An 18,058-nucleotide genomic window follows, 5' to 3' on the forward strand; every position below is an offset into this window, starting at 1 on the left:
CCAAATAGGTGTCTGGATTTGAGAGTATAAATGCGTCTGGGAGTCCATATCAGAATAGCGGGCGGGCTGGTTAAAGCTCTGGACCGCGCTCAGTATCTGGGCTGCGAGGCGATCCAGCTCTTTTCCGGCAACCCAAACGGCTGGGCTAGGACTCTGCTGCCGCTGGATGTAGCGAACAAATTTAGGGCTCGCACAGCCGGACTCGATATACACCCTGTGATCCTGCACACACCGTATCTGCTGAACCTCGCCTCACCGGACGATGTCATTTGGATAAAGAGCAAGGGCGCGCTGGTAGATGCCGTCGAGAAAGCGCCGATGCTTGAGGCTGGGTATATCGTGACTCACATCGGCAGCCATAAAGGCTCCGGGTATAAGGTTGGAGTGAAACGTATAGCCAATGCAGTGCGTTTTGCTCTTGAAGCCGACCCTAACCCTATAATCGCACTCGAACTGGGCGCGGGCGCGGGTAACAGCATAGGCTCCCGCTTTGAGCACATTGCAGACATCATGGAGCATCTGCCCGATGTGACAGACCGCGTGGGAATCTGCATAGATACGGCTCACCTCTGGGGATCGGGTTACGATATCTCCACCGAAGGTGGTGTAAGCGATATGTTTGACGAACTCGATCGATATGTCGGACTGGAGAGGCTCAAGGTTGTTCACCTGAACGACACCCAAAAGGACCTCGCCTCCCATGCCGACCGCCACTACCACATCGGCCATGGCCAGGTTGGGCTCGAAGGCTTTCGCGCGATCCTGCATCACCCGGCTACACGCGATCTGCCCGGGATTATAGAGACCCCTGACGACATAGAGTGGGACAAACGCAACCTGAAGACACTTCACAGTCTCCAGGAATAATTACATCAATTTGAATACCATACCCTCGCCTGCAGCCATATTGAAGCTGATTCTGCCATTATGAGAGGCGATCCTGGTCATATCGGGCAATCGGGTGAGCGAAGTATCGCTATCAAACTCCAGATAGACATCTCTCGCCGAGTTGATATCTTTGTTCACCACTATCAGATAACGCTCTGCCCCAGTGCCGCAGTGGAAAGAGACTATGAGATCGTCCGATGCGCTCTTTATCCCCCAGAGCCCATTTTCGAGCCCCTCGTTATCGGGCGGAACGGGAGCGGTGTGGACTACTTTTACGAGCTTGAGCTTGCAAACTGTCGGAGCTATCGCGTTTAACCGGGCGTTAAATGATTTGAAAAGGTCGAAAGATGGGCCTTTAGTGCCGTCGCCGTTGACAGGGGCATCTACAAAATCGACATCACCGCCTGTGAAACCTCTGCTCTCAAAATACTGGATACCTTTGACCCCATATGCAAGAGCCGTGTATACCTGAAAACTCAGACTCGCGCTAGTGGGCCCGGCGATGTCGGACCACCGGCACGATGTCACATACATCCACAGCGGCTTTCCTGTTTCGAGAGACAGGCTCGACCACAGCGCAAGGTCTCTGTAGAGGTCCTGATTGACCCTAAGATAATCTTTCGCTTGATGGACAGAGTAAAAGTCGAAGGAGAGCACCGGAGGGTTCACCTTGCCGACAAACTCACGCACATGTTCGGGATAAGCTGTCGGATATTTATAGTGACCGTAGCTTGGGATAATCGCGTTAAGCGGCAGTCTATCAGGGTCGAGCTTGAGGAGGATGTTATATGTTCTCTTCACGTCATCGAACTTTTGAGTGCTCGGCTCGTCCCACACATAATATCCGCCCAGTGCTGGGTAGCTCGAATAATCATCTGCCAGAGACTTTATCGCATCTTCCGAGGCGTTCTCTACACCGGTCATACGGGCATGGTCGGTAACAAAAAGCCGCATATCGTGTTGCTCGCATACCCTGAGAGCGCGGACCATCTCTTCACGCGTCGGGTCCTCGGCGCCGTATTCCAGCGGGCAGTTGGTCTCTATGGCGTTAAGCCCGGCTTCATGCAATAGCGAGACTATCTTCTCGATATTGTCGCCGTGCTGAAATGACGCAAAAGTTGATAAAACAAATTTATTCTCCCACCACTTCATGGGTTTGGATGTTCCTCCGTGTAAATTTCTGTCGATAACCAGCCCGACTGCGCAGTCTATTATCGCTCTATCCGAAATCCTCCAAGGGTGCAGGCCGTCTTTGAACATATAATAGCCGTCAGAGCTTCGCGGCAGCCCGTCACTGTCTCCCGTAAGCGTAGTGCCGTCATTTATCTCAATCACATGGCAATAATCATGAGTGAGTTTTTGCCCGGATCGCGGCGATGGATCGTGAACAATGAGTATCGACGGGTCTCGCTTGCCTTTCGCATTCATCCCATATCCGACAACAGTCACCCAGTGACCTCCCAGGCGCTCGTATGTAGACGTCTGCTTATCGTATTTATAGAAGCCTATATTGAGCCACAGCGCGCCCGCCGGGTCGCTGATCATGCTCTGCATCCATTTCATATCAGGGATATCGCCGCTGCTTTTATATTGGCCGTAGAGCTTTCTCCACCCGCGATATTCCAGTTTTTTGCAGTGGTAGCCGGCTTTGGTTATGTAATTTTCTACACCACGCAAAATTCCATCCGCGACAGTGCCGTCTTCGGTGGTATCCATCATATCGCGTGAGGCAAGAATCTTGACCATGGCAACTTGCGATTTCTGCTCGTTCTCAAGTTGTGGGTTTAGGCGGTCAAAGCCGTTTTTAGCCAACCACATAAGCGAATTGGAGACGGCCGCCGGTCCGCAAAACAGCTCGCCGTCCTGCCAGAAACCGGCCTCAGGATCGCACTGCGGCAGGTCGGGTGTCGAGGCGACCTTATCTATGCAGTAATTCGGGGTAGATGAGCGGCATGGTGAGCACAGAGCCATGAGGATGATACAGACGAGCGGCACTGCCCATCGGCGGCGCGATAATGCGGAAAACACTATATATCCCTCCATATGGATAAGATCGCAGTGTCCTAAAAGAAGCAAAATGGACGACTATCTGAGTTTATCGCATATGAGACGGGAGTGCAAATATTATGTGGAGTTTGTTTCCAGGCGACCTCATCCTCGCACTCTACGCAGTTTCGAAGCAGCGAGAGCTATTACCGCCATTGCCAGCGATACAAATGCGGATGGCTCAGGTGTGGATGGATTTGATGACGCGACCGGACCCGTGAATTTTGATAGCCTTCCCTCCGAGTCCATTACGAATATACTCCCATCGCTGCCGATAGTCGGAGAAGTGTAGATAGTCGCCCCAACGCTCCTGCTCCAGTTGAGCGAGCCGTTGGTGGGGTTTATGGACAAAAGACTCCCGCTGGATGTGCCGAATATAATGGTTCCATTTGCGTCAAGAGTGGGCGAAGAGTATATTGCTGCACTGGTTTGGTAATACCATTTCAGCGTGCCATCGGGGTTTATCGCGTGCAGACGAGTGTCCTGAGCGCCGATATATATCGTTCCATCGGCTCCGACGGCGGGTGCTGTCGTTATAGCCTTTCCCTGAGTAGGGTATGTCCACTTTGTCGAGCCGTCTGCATTTAGAGCCACAAGTGAGCCACTGGATGTGCCTACGTATATCGAGCCGTCGGGGCCGATCGCGCAGTTGTTGCTTGGGTTTATCACAGCCGATTTCCAGATGAGTGTGCCGCTTGAGCTGACGGCGTAAATTCGTCCGTCCTGTGATGGCGCATATATTGCATTACCGTCAGCCGACATCGAAAGGGCGCGGGTAACATCTCCATCCGTGTAATAGCTCCACTTGATCGTCCCAGTAGCATCGATCGCATAGATACGGTTGTTGTCTGAGCCTACATAAAGCGTTCCATCTCTTCCTATCAACATGGAACCGTTTACGGCTCCTGATACGGCGCATTGTGATGACCAATTCGATGTTCCATCTGAATTGAGCGCGTATATTGAGCCGCCGAGGGCCGCGAAGTACACAACACCGCTGCTTGCGACGCCTGCGCTGCCTATGATGGACGAAGAGTATCTGGGCGAGCGCCACGCAAGCGATCCGCTGCCCGCTACGGCATAGAAATACCTGTCGTAAGCGCCGAAATAGGCTGTGCCGTTTGATGCAACAATCGGTGATGCGCTGCAGGTGGTCCCGGTCGAATATTTCCAGGCGAGCTGCGGCGAGTATGTTGCCGTATAGCCGATCTGTCCGGTGCGAAGCGAGTTTCCTCTATATTGTGAGACAGGCTGTAAGCAATTGCCTTGGCCTGCGAGCGCAAATACGGCGACCGTCAAGATTGAGGCGCGTATGCGGCCTCGGAAATGGGTTCTATGTATTGGCATATTGATCCCTACCCTTGAATCGTGATGCAAATACAGCCACTGCAAAAATCGTGCCACAACGTCATTAATTGGTTATACTTATGCATATATCTACATACAGTTGAGCTGTAATTTTACGCCTTGGGGCATGATGTGATCGAGCTGATGAATTGTAATGGCAGAGGTTGTGACAATCCGATGTAGTTTTTTGTATGTAAGGTTTGAAACAATGCGGTTGCTGGGTATTTTGCCTGGGCTGGTAAATGCGGTGGGCCAATCGGCCTATCTGCAAATGCCTCAGTAAGCGTGGATACGGTTTCTAATCCGTCCCCAGAGGCCGCGGCGGATAATCAGGGAAACCGGCCGGCGGTGAAAGCCGCATTCAACCTGTCAAGTAAAAGAGAGTGGCTGAGAAGTATGTCTTCTCAGCCGTGGCCTCCAAGAACGGTCATGGGTAGGGATCGCTTTGTCGGCCATGCGCATTGTATCCGGCTTAGGCCTGCGTGTCAAGCCTCCGATGAAGCTGTCAAGAGCCCGATTAGGAGGTGGTGTTGGTAGTCAAAACAGCCAGTCCCTCGTAAAGGGTGGGACAACCGCTTTTCCGGCAAAGGGCCGGACCGGCGGCGACGATCTTACGCGTTTGTGCCGCTCGCGTTAAGTGTCGTCTAGATTGTAGAAAGCGGCGCGAAAAAAATCTCTGTTTACCTCAAAGGAGGCTATACAATGCGAAGGATCATTTTTCTTGTTCTGGCACTGACCTTGGTTTGCTCTGTGCCGTCATTTGCTGCTCGAGTCACAAGCACACCGGTGATTCACCGCTTCGAGCTGAAACAAGTCTGTCCGGTTCCTTTGCCGGTTCCAGGCAATGATGTCTGCCGCTGTTACCTTGGTTATCTGACAATAGCGGATCCGACAATAGGAGAACCGGTCATCAATGCCGCACCCGGCGTACTCTGTATTGTGCCTGGCGGGATTAATTGGCCGAACTATATTGCCGCTGCGCAGCAGACGCCGGCAGTATCATACACGATCAAAAATACGACTTTCACCAAGCAGACTCCTGAGATCGTGCAGTGCGCCGATGTGTTTCCTGCGCACAAAGTGACTCAGCAGGGCACACCCAATATCAGACTGTGGTGGCCGCTCATGTATGAGTGCCCTTCCACTGTCTTCACACTGAGTATTCTCTATGGAACCCCAGTTGCGTGGGATGATGACGGTACTGGTCCGAACCCGCCTGCATGGGTTCACCTCGAGCAGTGGGAATGGCATGTCGATGCCGATCTTGACAGCCTAAAGGAATTGCTTTACCTGTTCCATGAACTGCCGTTCGGCAAGGACGAAGTTCCGTTGATTTCCGACGAGCTGCTCTTTGGAGAGCTTCTGCACAAGATCGACGAGGCAAAGGCTGCATACACCGTAGGCGATCTTGCTACGGCAGCTCAATGGCTGGCTGACTTTGAGTTGGAAGTCATGGATGCCTGTATTATTGATTCGCCGCCTCTGCCGAATCCGACCGGTTTTCTTACGGGTATCGCCAACAGCGACGAGAATCCGGCTTGCTGCAAGCTCCTTTGCGACGTGGAATACATTCTGCAGACCACAGGCATAGGTAATCCCAGCAAGAAGTAAAGTCGAGTATCGGTCAGTGGTTTGGAGCCGCCTCGGCGGCTCCAAAAAATCAATAATGCAAAACTAATCCACTGAATTGCGGAATTCAGAGCTTATCACCAAGGGGCTCGGAGGAAATTACAACGGTCACAATTGACAGGTCGAAGACAGACTGGAGGAATAAGTTGAAAATAAAGATCAGTCTTTTCTCTTTATGCGCCGTTTTATCCCTGGGCGCGGCTTCCGGGGCCAAGGCTCCGGCGCCTGCAACAGTTCACTATGAGGTCAAGCTTCAGTCCTTGGCTTTCGGCAATTGCGGTGTAAGGAAGATGTGGATCAAGGGGAACAACATGCGATGGGAGGGCAAGAGTCAAAAGCTTCCTGTATGCATTGTTAAAAATGCTGATGGAACGTTTCTTATCCATCCCTGGAACAAGATTGCAGCCAAATATCCGACGGGATCATCTCGCAGCAATCCCAAGGTGCTTTTTCCTGGTCCCACCGGTTCTATTCAGGGATTTCTGAAATCGGTGAAAGCGGAGAAATGTGGTAGGGAGGTCGTGAATGAGAAGAAGTGCACGATTTACTCATACATGGATCCGGTCTCAAGACGTCAGTGCAGGATTTGGATTGACGACAAGTCGACAAAACCCGTCAAACTTCTTATGAGAGGTAGGCGGGCAAAAATGGATACTCTTACAGCGGTGTATACCAAATATGAAGTCGGCATCGGCATTGCCGATTCTGTTTTTGAACTTCCGAAAGGGTATGCTGTAAGGCCGATGCCTGACGAACTGAAAGCTTCCAAAACGACGGCATCCGAACGCCGAGCATTGAGAGCAAAGGCTGACAAACAGAAAAAGGAATCGAGTTAGCCTCGATTCATCCGCTATCCCTCCGGGTTTTACATCTGGAGGGATAATCCATTCAGCCGACGTTTTTCACGTCGGCTAAAGTTTGCAAAAAACGAGCTGTAGCTAAAACGAAAGGGGCAATTGAAAATGAAAATACCGGTTTTATTGGTGACGGTGTTCCTGCTTGCATCCGTGTCTCCTTCGATGAAGGCTTCTAGGGCAAAGCCGGTTGTAGCTGTCAAGAAAATTGCGCAAAAACCGACAAAACCATCATCTCTTGTCCTGCTTTACACATCCTGCTCGCGGGGACAGATTAGATCCTGCAACTGCACGAAGTTTCAGTTCGGGGGATATGGACGTGAGATGACTCTGCTCAAGTCGATCCGCGAGAGCAATCCCAACGTCGTGCTTATTGAGGGCGGAGATTCTACAGCCGGAGACGACTTCCAGGCCAAGCTCAAGGCGTCAGTCGCATCGAGCGCGCTTAAACTCCTCGACTATAACGCTATAGTTCCCGGCGAGTTGGAACTGGGTAGATCAGGTGTGAATTACCTTGATTATTTCGATCCAAAGTCAGTGCCCATCCTCTGCGCCAACGTGCCTGATTTATGCAGTGGTCAGGGTGGCTATATTCCGTATGCCATATTCAAGACCCAAGGCAATCTCAGAGTTGGGGTTATCGGTGTGCTCGATGATGCTATCACCCAGGAACTAAGAAGACGCGGGATCGATCAGCCCGTGACTGACCCTGTCGCCGTGCTGGAAAAATTAGTACCACGTGTACGTCTGCAGTCCGACCTTGTTGTAGTGGTATATCATGGCGCATCCGATACCGCGGCAAGGTTGGCAGCGGTTAAGAGAATCGATCTGGTTTTGTGCACTCATCTAACTGGTCGTGATTTTCTTTTTCCCGACAAGACAACCAATGAAGTATGCGCTCCCGTAGACAAGGTCGGCAGCACGATTGTCGTCAAGGGCCAGACGAGCACGAATTGGAGCCTGGGGCGAATTGACCTCGATCTCTCCGACGGCAAGATCAAGAGCGCGACTCATAAACTCTTCTATCTGGACCGGCGATACGACGAGGATCCGGCGATGGTGAAAGTGTACGACGACTACAACAAGAAAGTAGCCGATGCCGTACTTACTCGGTCTAAGAAGATGAAAAAAGACATGGAAGTTATGCTGGTAAGTCGCGGCCTACAGGTGAATGATATGAGAAAGCGCCTGCATACGTCGCCGTTCGCCGGTGATAAAAAGTGTAAAGAGTGCCATGCGGATATTCATGATACCTGGTCGAAATCGCAGCACGCTCATGCCATGGCAACTCTTGAAGCTACTAATCAGGGCTTTGATCCGGAGTGCGTGAGCTGTCATGTCACGGGGGCGAATACGCGTTATGGCTTTTCAAATAAGAACGATACACCGGAGATGGTGAATGTTCAGTGCGAGGCCTGCCATGGTCCCGGTGATGAGCATTCGAAAGATCCGAAAGCGGGCTACGGACCGGTCGGCGAGGAGACCTGCCGGTCATGCCACACAAACGAACGCACTCCCGACTTCGACGCTGAGAAGGCATGGGAGACGATCAAACACCAATTATAAGTATCAATTAAAAATGCCTCCAGGCATCTTACCTGGAGGCTATAAATGAGATTCTAATCCTGACTCTACTCATAGCACAACATCATCGGGCCGAGATAGACCGAGCCTTTTATGTCTCGTGCCAGGTTGTCGATCAAGAGCAGCCTGCTCCATGTAAGAGGGCACTCCATACGTCCATCACGAGTTCCGCCCCAATGATCACCGCTCGTGGATGTCATATCAATTGTGACACATCGCCAATCGGTAAAGTCGGCGAGACCGCAGTCGGGTTGAAACACCTCATCACGGGCGTCGGTAATCTCAAGCCTTAAAGACCCGTCGTTTCCGTCTCCTTTGATCCATGCCTTAAGGCCGGTCGGCTGAATCTCCTGTTTGATCGGTGTTGCTGGTGTTACCAAAGCAGTGCATTTGGCATTTGTGAGCAAGTAATCGAGCTTTGCGCAGACACTCATAGGACTTTGCTGAGGCGCTTTTACATATGTAAGATCTGCCATTCCTTTTGCGTCTTTTGAATTATCCGACCAGGATGGATAGGTCTTCTCAGTAAATTCAGCATTGTATTTCGTCACCTGATCGCCTGGTTTGCCGTCTGCAAATGTTTCTACAATAGAATATCTTTTTGCGGGAATGGACGCGATTTTGCGGCCATTCTGATCTATGAGCGTGCATCCGAACGAGAATATGGGCGCAGGTGGTCCATCAATCTTTATTCTGATGATTGCCCGGTCCTGGCTTGGCGCAAGGCTAAGAGCGGCAAAGTCTGAAGCTGTTTTTATTCCTTTTGTGCCTCCGATAAACACCTTGCCCTTGAAGTTGGTTCTAAGTTGAGCCGCCGGCCGTCGCACCTCAATAAGCAGGTTTCCCTCGACCGGCGCAAGCACTTCCATCCAGGGTAACTCTGTTTTGCTGATTACTACTTTTCTTGCTTGCGCAGCCAAGGCATTGCTTGGCTTGGAGGGCTCTATATACTGGACCGAGCTTTCTAGGTCAATACGCAGCGTTCCATTGGTTTCAACCTGCTTTTTCTCTCCTAATAGGGAGACGATATCCAGGCCTTGAACGTCAATCGGAATAGAGACGGCATGCGGTTTTGCTGTGGTCCAAGCTGCCAGGCGATAGTCATTTTCTTTCCTGAACAGGACCAGGTAATCCTCGTCCGACTTAGCCTGCAGCCGTTTTACAAAAGTATATCCTTTCAACTGGGTCGAAAGGGTTTTCATGGCCACATAAGCCGGTTTTTCCTTGAAATCGTTATATACCACGCCGTAGTTGTGCTCACCATTTGTATACTCGGTGCCGTCGTTGCGCCAGTCATACCATATGTTAAGCCTGCAGCCGCACATAATATTGGTCAGGAACATCCTGGACAGATATTCCGCCTGCTTATCAAGGCTGATGCCCCACTTGCTGGTGTTGTATCCCCATTCTCCGCTGATAATGGGAATACCGATCTTTTGCGGATCATATTTGCGTATAATCGAGCGGACTTTGGAGTAGAACACGATAGCATCTTCTGGCATCGCCGGGTCATACGGGTGTAATGAGAGTATGTCAATGTAATTGAGCAGCCCGGACTTGATTGCTTTAGCGAGGTAACCATAGTCCCAGCGGTTGAGCGCCGGTCCCGCGACCAGCGCGTTGGGGTCGGCCTCTTTTACCGCCGGGTATACTGCTTTAGCCAGCTCTACATAATCTTCAGGGTTAGGCTTTGCCCCCCAACACTCTCGGTTAGGCTCGTTCCATATCTCCCAGATTACGCCTTTGCTTTTGAAATGAGCGGCGCTTGCCTTCGCAAATGCAGCGAACGCGGCTCTTCCATCGTCTGTGGTATTTGGATGGGACCCATATAGTCCATTGCCATAGCCGAGAATAAAGAATGCACGTACACCTCTTGATGCCAGTGAGTCTACAAGGGCATCATAACTAGCGAAGTTATAGACTCCCTTCTGCGTTTCGATTGCCCCCCAGACGAAGTCCATGCGTATGAATCGGAACCCGCCATCGGCGATTTGGTCAACTTGCGCCTGCTGGCGTCCGCTGAAATGGATGTTGACACCCAGACAGTCCGGGATCGTGAGCGAAGGCAGTGATGACGGCACAGCGTGGCATATCGAGCAGGCAAGGACCGTCAGAAGAATGATCACTAATACTCTTATCATCAATTTACTTTCTCCAAGAAGTGTCCAGTGCCCACCGGCGGCAGGGTGCAGCCGGTTCAATATACTGCACTGATCCTGCAAGATCAACATTTATCGTTTCGTTTTCGACTGCCATGCTCTTCCTGTCTCCCATAAGCGAGACTACATTGACGACGGGCGTATCGACTGGTATTGAGACAGTATGCGCGTCACCGACAGTCCATGCGGCGATGCGATAGTCGCCGCCTTTGCGCAGGAGTATCACATAGTCATTGATGGTCCCCATAGAGATCCGGCGAACAAACGAATAGCCGTCAAGCTCTTTGTAGAGAGTCTTCATTGCAACATAAGATGGCTTCTCCTTAAAGTCGAAAAAGAGTGTGCCGAAGTTGTGTTCCCTGTCTCCGGGATTGGTTCCGGTGCCGTCATTGCGCCAGTCATACCATATACTGATCGGGCAGCCGTTCATAGTGTTGACCAGAAGCATTCGAGCCAGATAATCGGCCTGGCCTTCAAGCGTAACTCCGTCGCCGAAAGTACTGGACGGCAGAGACGGATAACCCCACTCGCCGCTTATGATCGGACGCGAGGCACCCTTGGGACCGTACTGGCTTATCTTGCGCCGCAGCCAGGAGTAGAACACATTGGCGTCCTCCGGTTTCTTACATCCGTATGGATGCACCGAGACTGCATCGACATATTCCAGCAAGCCGGACTTGAAAGCCTCTTCCAGATATTTTCGGGCCCATGAGCCGCAACTCGCGGGGCCGATAACCACACTATCCTGATCGGCCTCCTTAATTGCCTTGTAAGTGACCTTCGCCAGCTTTACATAATCCTCAGCTTTGGGTTGCTTCCAGAACCAGTCACCGTTGGGCTCATTATATATCTCCCAAACAACGCCCCGGCCCTTGAAGTGGGCTGCTCCGGCCTTTGCATAAGCCGCGAAGGCTGCTCTTGCCTCATCAGTAAGGGGAGGAGCGCTGTTTTCGTAAATCGGGTTGCTGTAATCGAGGATCAGGATCACGCGGATGTTGCGCGCAGCCATGGAGTCGACCAATTCGTCGAAAATCTTAAAGCTATACTCTCCCTTTTTAGTCTCGACGCCGCCCCACCCGAAATCCATGCGCACAAACCTAAAGCCCGCGTCAGCAATCTTGTTTACCTGCGCCATATCGCTTCCGGCAAAATGGATGTTCACACCCAGACCTTCGGGAATCGCAGGCGGAGGCAGGGATGATGGCGCACCCATGCAGCTCCCGCAGACCATCATCGTCAGAAGCATCATTACGATAGCTGTTTTCATTGCTTACTCACTTTCAAAGTATGTGTTGTTGAAGAGAGATGAGCATACCAGAAGCATTCGGGGCAGATGGAAGAAGCATTTCCACTTGCCGCCTTTGAGCATGTGAGTCGGCTCACCATATCTGTTCAAATAAGCGAACCATTCGCCGTATTCTGGGTCAGGAAATCTCTCCCAGGTCCAGTCGTGAATACGCTTGAACCACTCGGCTAATTCTTGCTTTCCAGTAAGCTTGTATCCCATGGCGGTTGCTATCAGCGCTTCGTTATGCACCCACCACAGCTTCATGTCCCACTGCAGTTCCAGAGGGGGCTTGCCGAGCGCGTCCATGAAGTAAAATATACCGCCGTGATCGGGGTCCCAGCCGAACTCAAGCTCCGCCTGCGCGATATCCGCAGCGCGTTGTGCCAGTTCCGTCTCACCCGCTCTGGCAGCGATATTCATAATAAACCACATCGCCTCTATGGCATGGCCGGGGTTGAGATGGCGTCCCTGCATAGAGTCGAGGTCAAATGACCCGTCCTGCCTGACATTCTCGAACATTACCTTAAAGTCAGGGTTCCAGAAGAGGTCCATTACCATTCTGACCGTATCTATAGACTCCGAGCAGGCAGATATACCGCCGATGCATTCGTCTAGGACGGCAAGCAGATTGGCTTTCATCATATAGAAGCCAAGTGCTTTCATCGGCTCCCGGCCTTCCATTTCTTTCGTCCACTCACCCTTTGGTTTCATCTCACGCGAGAGATAGCTTTCAAATGCTCGCAAAGCTTCTGCACGGGCGCCTTCATCACCTGTAGCGCGATAATATGCCGCCGAGCCCATTACTGCAAAGCAATCGGAGAAGACCGAATATGGCGCCATTGTTGGCCTGCCGTCGCGCGCAAGAGCGAAATAGTATCGTCCCCGCTGATCGCGTCCATACTTTGTAAGAAAGTCATAGCCGAGCCGTGCTAAGTCGATCCATTCCTGCCTTGGCTCAAGCTTGTTATATAGCTCGCAGAACATCCACACCTTGCGCCACTGCATCCACATATACTTCTCGGTGTCATAGACGCTGCCGTCTCTATCCAGACAATCAAAATAGCCGCCGTACTCGTGGTCGGGGCAATTCTTCTGCCAAAATGGAATGCAGTCATTAACTAGAGCGCTGCGGTATATATCTGCGTATGAGTCGAGAATTGAATTCATAACTTTTTCCTTTAAGGCAGCAGCGACAGCCCGAGTATATCCATAGCAAAAGTGAATGAAATAGGGGCGTTTGTCCAGCCGCTGTATATACTGCCTGCGCCGCCTTCGTATTTATCACCCCCGCCCCAGGCGCGTTTCTCCATGTCGTACATCCCTCGCCAGCAGCCGTTAAAGTGTGGAGCAGGAGTATCATCCTGAATGCTTGCAAGCAGGCGGACAGACCGCTCATATGCCTCGCGATAAGCAGTATCGCCGGTCAGCTTCCATATTGCATGCAGGCCGAGGGCGCACCAGTTTTGGGTGTAGATTGTGTCTACAAGGTTTTTTCCGGTGGGCGCTTCATTATGCTCACTCGGAATTAGCCCTTCAGGGGACATAATGGACAAGATATAATTTGCGCTTTCCCTCGCTTCCTTAAGGAAGCAATCGTCTTCGAATGCGGAGGCGCAGCATGCATTGCCCATAAGGTAGTAGCCATGCTCGCTGCTTGAGAAGCTCTGCTTCTTATCCTGCACCCTATCGATATATTGAAGCGCGGTCGATTGTAAATTGCTGTTTTGGAACGCTTTCCAACTGTGAGCAAAAGCCATAATAGCCAGCGCGGCAAAATGTGGAGAGAGTTCCAGTCCTGAGACCGGCGGCTGGTCTTTCGGCTGCTCTTTACCGTCTAGGTAGTTTTGCAGGCTTACCCGGATCGTCTCGATTGTCTCTATACCCTTATCGACAAGCGAGTGCTGTGCGTTCAGGTCGGGATAGCGCCTGCCGATCATAATCGAGAGCGCTCCGTTCCATGAATTGTCGTCTACATAATAAGGCTGCCACCAGTATCCGGATGCCCATCGCCACATAAATCGCACATTGTTGTCTTCTATCTCATTGCGGGTGCAGCTTCTGCGAAACAGGAAATGCAGAATATTGCTCGCAGTTTGATGCATATCACTGCTGTCGAAAACTTCCGCGGCAAGCAGAAACATAAGCGCGGCCTCGAAGTTGCAGTCGGGGCGGCGGTGCTCGATCACGGAATATCCGTCAAAATCCGAATATGCCGTAAATGCCTTCTTTATTGCTTCGATTGCCGAGTTATCCTCAGTCAGAGCGATTCTTTCCGCCAGACCCCAGCTCCCGTCTGCAGGGTCCATTATGCCGGATTCTTTGAACCATTTAAGATTACGTTTCAATGAGTCAGCTTCAATTTGTCTTATCTCGTCCATTCTCACTCCAATAGATAATAGAATATGATGCGGATCGATACTGCGTCGTAAGGGGACTTTATATAGTTGTGGCAGCAGTTTCAGCCGCCCTGCGACTGAACCAGCATTATTCATCAACAAGCTGGCCTATCGTATCCAGTCATCCCGAGCGAAGTCGAGGGATCTGCTTTGAACCGAACCTATCGCAATAATCCTGCCTTCACCAAAACCAGACACACGTTACAAGTAATATAGCATATAATCTGAGGCTGCTAATAGCCTGCGAGCTAAAAAATGTCGGAGTATAGTGAGAGTGGTGGTGACGTCAGATGAGGATTTGACGCCATCTAGTTGCGGATTCTATATAAAGGGCTTCTTACTGCGAGCGATTTTGAAGAGCACGAAGAAACTCTTCTTCCTTTGCAGCCAGGTCGGCTTCGCTCAGGCGCTTTACGGGCTGATCCTTTGCCTCAGCGGGATCCGGGGCCCTGGCAGGGCCCTTATGATCAGCAGCAGAGTCTTTATTTGATCCGGATTCCTCGGATGTCCGGTTGGTTTTCTTTTTAGGACTTTTAGTTGGTTCCAGGTCTTTTTTTGATACAAGTATTTTGTAGCTTATTTTGAGCTTTTTCTGATCTTCGGTGAGCCGGTTTCTAGCTTCGCCCGAAAGGCTGTCGAGCCATCTCTTTCTCTCCGCTTCCTGAGTGTCGAGATGTCTTTTGCGCGCATCCTCAGTCAGGCTGTCAATGTCTATTTCAACGCATACCGAGCCGTCATCATATATTCTGTCCACACTTCCAACAAGTCCGCCGAAATACGCGAAATACAGGCTGCTCTTATAGTCGTCATTTGTAACCTCTCTGGTTATAACCTGCACCGTATCGCCGACTTTCAACTCCGCCATATGTAATCCTCCCGATTGGCATTTCACTATAACATCATATCACTTCCGAACGCGGATTTCACCTTTTGGGAATAACTATGGTTACCGTAGTCCCCGCGCCTTCTTTGCTGTCGATGTTCAGATTGCCGCCGTGCGCTTCAACCAGCCTGCACGCGATGCTTAATCCCAGACCCGAGTGGCAGTCACCTGGAGTTCTTGCTGCATCCGCTCGATAGAACGGGTCGAGCACGCAGCCTATATCCGCCTGCCGAATACCTTTTCCGGTGTCTGAGATGATTATTTTGATCTGATCTCCATCCTCCAGAGTCACATTGACGTGCGAGCACTCTCCGGCATAACTGATCGCGTTATCAATTATATTGTCGAGCACCTGAGTAATTCGATCAGGATCAACCTTGGCTGTTACGAACTCGGGCGACTGGAGCGGATGAATAATAATTCCTGCCTCAGCAGCTTTCGCATCCTGTAAGCAGATCACGGATGTGACCAGCTCTCGCATGTCTACGTCACGCACGTTAAGCGGAAAGTCGTCCAGGTCGATTTTAGCCAGTTCCATCAGGTCTCGGACCAGCCGCAGCAGCCTTTCAGATGTGCCCACCAGCGCTGATATAGCTCTTTCCTTGCGTTCGGGCTCGTCAGCTATACCGTCTGACAGGGCCCCTGCCATGGTGCGCATTGTGGCGACCGGGCTGCGGAATTCGTGTGCAATATCGGCCAGGAACTGTCTTCTGCGTTCGGCGTCCTTTTCCAGCCGCCTGATCTGATCGGAGACCTGTCCGGCCATATCGTTCATAGCGTCCGCTACTTCCGCGAATTCACTCTTTCCACTGATGGGTATTCGGTATTCAAAGTCGCCCGACCTGAACGCTTCGGCTCCACTCGTCAGTTGTGTGAGAGGTCGGGTGAACCTGCGTCCAAGCCATGCTCCTGCCAGCGCAGCCAGTCCGAGAGCCACCCCAAGGCGTATAAACGACCATTTTAGGTCAAACGGAATTGACGACCGGTCGGGTGGCCTTTCGACAGGAGGCCGGGGTTTGTTCATCATATTCGGATCAGGCGGAGGTCGGCGTTCGTGCTTAGGTGGAAAGGGATAGCTCGCGCTCAAAAACTCCATCCAACCGAATCTCGGTTCCGGCATTGGCCTCGGGTAGAGTTCCGGGTGTTTAACCATTTCCTGCTGAAACGAGCGAATATTGAGATAATTGAGATAGTTCGCGATCCCCGAACTGATGATCCAGCTCAATACAATAGTCAGCAATATTGCTAGAGCTAGGCTCACACGTACATTAACCCTCGGGACGATACGCATATCCGACTCCTCTCACCGTTGCAATCGGGAAATCGACGCATCCTGCGCCGGTGAGTTTTTCGCGGAGTCGATATACCAGGTTGTCGACCAGGCGAAGCTCGCCGTAGAAGTCGTCTCCCCATATCGCTTCCACCAACTGCTCGCGCGCGAGCACAACCTGCGGGCTGCCCATAAGCGCGGCAAGCAGATCGAATTCCATCGCAGTAAGCTCGACTATCGTTCCGTCAACACTCGCCCGATGCTCGGCGATGGCAAGTTCCAAATTATTCCAGTGATATGATGACTCCAGCGACTTGCCGCGACCTTTTCTGCGCAGCAGCGCCTGAATTCTTGCAAGCAGTTCGGATGTATGGAACGGCTTTGTAACATAGTCGTCAGCGCCTATTTTGAGCGCCCGGACCTTGTCTATCTCGCTGTCGCGAGCGGAGAGCATCATTATCATGGCATCGGAGCTGCGGCTTATCATCTCGCACGTCTTGATCCCGTCCATCTTCGGCATCATAATGTCCAGTATTACCAGGTCAGGCTTTCTACCGCAAAACAACTCTATAGCCGCCTCGCCGTCCGTCGCCGATATAACTTCATAGCCCTCGGCTTCCAGATACCATCTAAGGCCTTCTATAAGATCAGCATCATCGTCAACGATCAGGATAAGCATATTTTTACTCCATCATCTCTGGATCATCCATTCTGATTCTAGCATGCGCGCCACCTTCCGGCAAATCCGCATTGCCTATACGATGCAACTTAAACACAACTGTGATGTATGTGTGATCTGTTTTTGGAACTGATTGTGAGCGCGTTTTCGTCATAGTAACTGGAAGCAGGCTACAGCAGAAAAGCGGCTTCATTGCAGTTTTGAGACGCACTTACGGCACTCACGCTCACACTGCAGACAGTTGGATGAGCGGAAGCAGTTGCGAGCTTTAGCTCTCAACTCTCCACTCTCAACTTTTCAAAGGAGGAACCGGAAATGAAGCTCACTACTTTGATCGTGGTAATGCTGGCAGTTATGTGTATGACACCCGCGTGGTGTCAGGGCGGCCCCAGACAGGGCGGCATGGGAACGTCCAGCGTAATGATGGCGGTAATGCCGCCAAAGGCCGATATGATTGATCGGCTCACTGATAAGCTCAGTCTCACGACTGACCAAGCGGAAAGCCTGAAGACCATTTTAACGGACGGTGATTCGACCATCCAGTCTCTTACGAAGACGTCCGCCGCGGCATCCAAAGCCCTTCGCGAGGCTATCTTTGCCTCCACATACGATGCCGATGCTGTAGCGGCAGCGGCAGCCAAGGCTGAGAAAGCGGAAGCTGCTGTTGTCAGTGAAAGCATAAGTGTGTGGGCAAAGGTCAGAGGCATTTTGACTTCCGATCAGATCACGTCGCTCCAGTCGGCGACCACATTTTCCGGCAAACCTGATGGCCCCGGTGGCCCCGGCGGACCACCACCAGATGGTTCATCTTCGCCAGGCAGCTATTAAGATGTGCAGCGTCCTGGCAAGCATTAAGTAGGCGCTGCCGTAAAGCCCCCGCATCTCTCTCCCGCGGGGGCTTTTTGCTGTTTTAGCTCCCACAATTCCTGATTTGTCATCTCGACAGACGAGACAGGAATTTCCGAGATAGTTACCGAAAACCTATAAGTAAATCGAATCTGCAGGACGATAGTCGGAAACAACAGAAGAAAATGA

14 protein-coding genes are annotated in these 18,058 nt (G+C 51.5%); 5 read left to right on the plus strand and 9 right to left on the minus strand.

Annotated elements, in window-relative coordinates; genetic code table 11:
- The first annotated feature begins 30 nt into the window (after window positions 1-30).
- Window positions 31-867: a deoxyribonuclease IV gene (locus ABFD83_04260; GenBank protein MEN6356280.1), complete on the plus strand. Its 837-nt coding sequence runs from the start codon at window positions 31-33 to the stop codon at window positions 865-867.
- On the opposite strand, the gene ABFD83_04265 is transcribed toward ABFD83_04260, so the two are convergent.
- Both ABFD83_04265 and ABFD83_04270 read right to left on the minus strand, forming a co-directional pair.
- A complete protein-coding gene (locus ABFD83_04265; protein MEN6356281.1) occupies window positions 868-2,916 on the minus strand; it encodes a hypothetical protein in 2,049 nt (682 codons plus the stop codon). It abuts the gene before it with no gap.
- Between the two features lie 123 nt (window positions 2,917-3,039).
- Window positions 3,040-4,281, minus strand: coding sequence for a PQQ-binding-like beta-propeller repeat protein (locus ABFD83_04270; GenBank protein ID MEN6356282.1), 1,242 nt, complete (start codon window positions 4,279-4,281; stop codon window positions 3,040-3,042).
- A 702-nt stretch (window positions 4,282-4,983) separates the two neighbouring features.
- Here ABFD83_04270 and ABFD83_04275 point away from each other — a divergent pair.
- From ABFD83_04275 to ABFD83_04285, 3 genes are all read left to right on the plus strand, one after another.
- Window positions 4,984-5,892, plus strand: a complete 909-nt coding sequence (locus ABFD83_04275; GenBank protein ID MEN6356283.1) for a hypothetical protein — start codon at window positions 4,984-4,986, stop codon at window positions 5,890-5,892.
- A 164-nt stretch (window positions 5,893-6,056) separates the two neighbouring features.
- Complete coding sequence (locus ABFD83_04280; GenBank protein MEN6356284.1) at window positions 6,057-6,746, plus strand: hypothetical protein; 690 nt, start codon at window positions 6,057-6,059, stop codon at window positions 6,744-6,746.
- 126 nt (window positions 6,747-6,872) lie between these two features.
- Window positions 6,873-8,330: a multiheme c-type cytochrome gene (locus ABFD83_04285; protein ID MEN6356285.1), complete on the plus strand. Its 1,458-nt coding sequence runs from the start codon at window positions 6,873-6,875 to the stop codon at window positions 8,328-8,330.
- Window positions 8,331-8,395: 65 nt separating this feature from the next.
- On the opposite strand, the gene ABFD83_04290 is transcribed toward ABFD83_04285, so the two are convergent.
- The 7 genes from ABFD83_04290 to ABFD83_04320 all read right to left on the minus strand — a co-directional run bounded on the left by ABFD83_04290 (window position 8,396) and on the right by ABFD83_04320 (window position 17,023).
- The gene (locus ABFD83_04290) at window positions 8,396-10,489 is read right to left on the minus strand and encodes a cellulase family glycosylhydrolase (protein ID MEN6356286.1); all 2,094 of its coding nucleotides are present in this window, start codon (window positions 10,487-10,489) and stop codon (window positions 8,396-8,398) included.
- Between the two features lie 4 nt (window positions 10,490-10,493).
- Window positions 10,494-11,774, minus strand: coding sequence for a cellulase family glycosylhydrolase (locus ABFD83_04295; protein MEN6356287.1), 1,281 nt, complete (start codon window positions 11,772-11,774; stop codon window positions 10,494-10,496).
- Between the two features lie 3 nt (window positions 11,775-11,777).
- The gene (locus tag ABFD83_04300; GenBank protein MEN6356288.1) at window positions 11,778-12,962 is read right to left on the minus strand and encodes an AGE family epimerase/isomerase; all 1,185 of its coding nucleotides are present in this window, start codon (window positions 12,960-12,962) and stop codon (window positions 11,778-11,780) included.
- Window positions 12,963-12,973: 11 nt separating this feature from the next.
- On the minus strand, window positions 12,974-14,173 hold the full coding sequence (locus ABFD83_04305) for a hypothetical protein (GenBank protein MEN6356289.1): 1,200 nt from the start codon (window positions 14,171-14,173) through the stop codon (window positions 12,974-12,976).
- 355 nt (window positions 14,174-14,528) lie between these two features.
- Window positions 14,529-15,056: a hypothetical protein gene (locus ABFD83_04310; GenBank protein ID MEN6356290.1), complete on the minus strand. Its 528-nt coding sequence runs from the start codon at window positions 15,054-15,056 to the stop codon at window positions 14,529-14,531.
- 58 nt (window positions 15,057-15,114) lie between these two features.
- The gene (locus tag ABFD83_04315; protein MEN6356291.1) at window positions 15,115-16,365 is read right to left on the minus strand and encodes a HAMP domain-containing sensor histidine kinase; all 1,251 of its coding nucleotides are present in this window, start codon (window positions 16,363-16,365) and stop codon (window positions 15,115-15,117) included.
- On the minus strand, window positions 16,343-17,023 hold the full coding sequence (locus ABFD83_04320; protein ID MEN6356292.1) for a response regulator transcription factor: 681 nt from the start codon (window positions 17,021-17,023) through the stop codon (window positions 16,343-16,345). Before ABFD83_04320 ends, ABFD83_04315 begins: the two co-directional genes overlap by 23 nt.
- Before the next feature lie 315 nt (window positions 17,024-17,338).
- Here ABFD83_04320 and ABFD83_04325 point away from each other — a divergent pair, with 315 nt between their 5' ends.
- Window positions 17,339-17,851 carry a periplasmic heavy metal sensor gene (locus ABFD83_04325; GenBank protein ID MEN6356293.1) on the plus strand — a complete coding sequence of 171 codons (513 nt, stop codon included), beginning with the start codon at window positions 17,339-17,341 and terminating at the stop codon, window positions 17,849-17,851.
- The last annotated feature ends 207 nt before the right edge of the window (window positions 17,852-18,058 follow it).

The sequence above is a fragment of the Armatimonadota bacterium genome (assembly GCA_039679645.1).
Taxonomy (GTDB): Bacteria; Armatimonadota; UBA5829; order UBA5829; family UBA5829; genus UBA5829.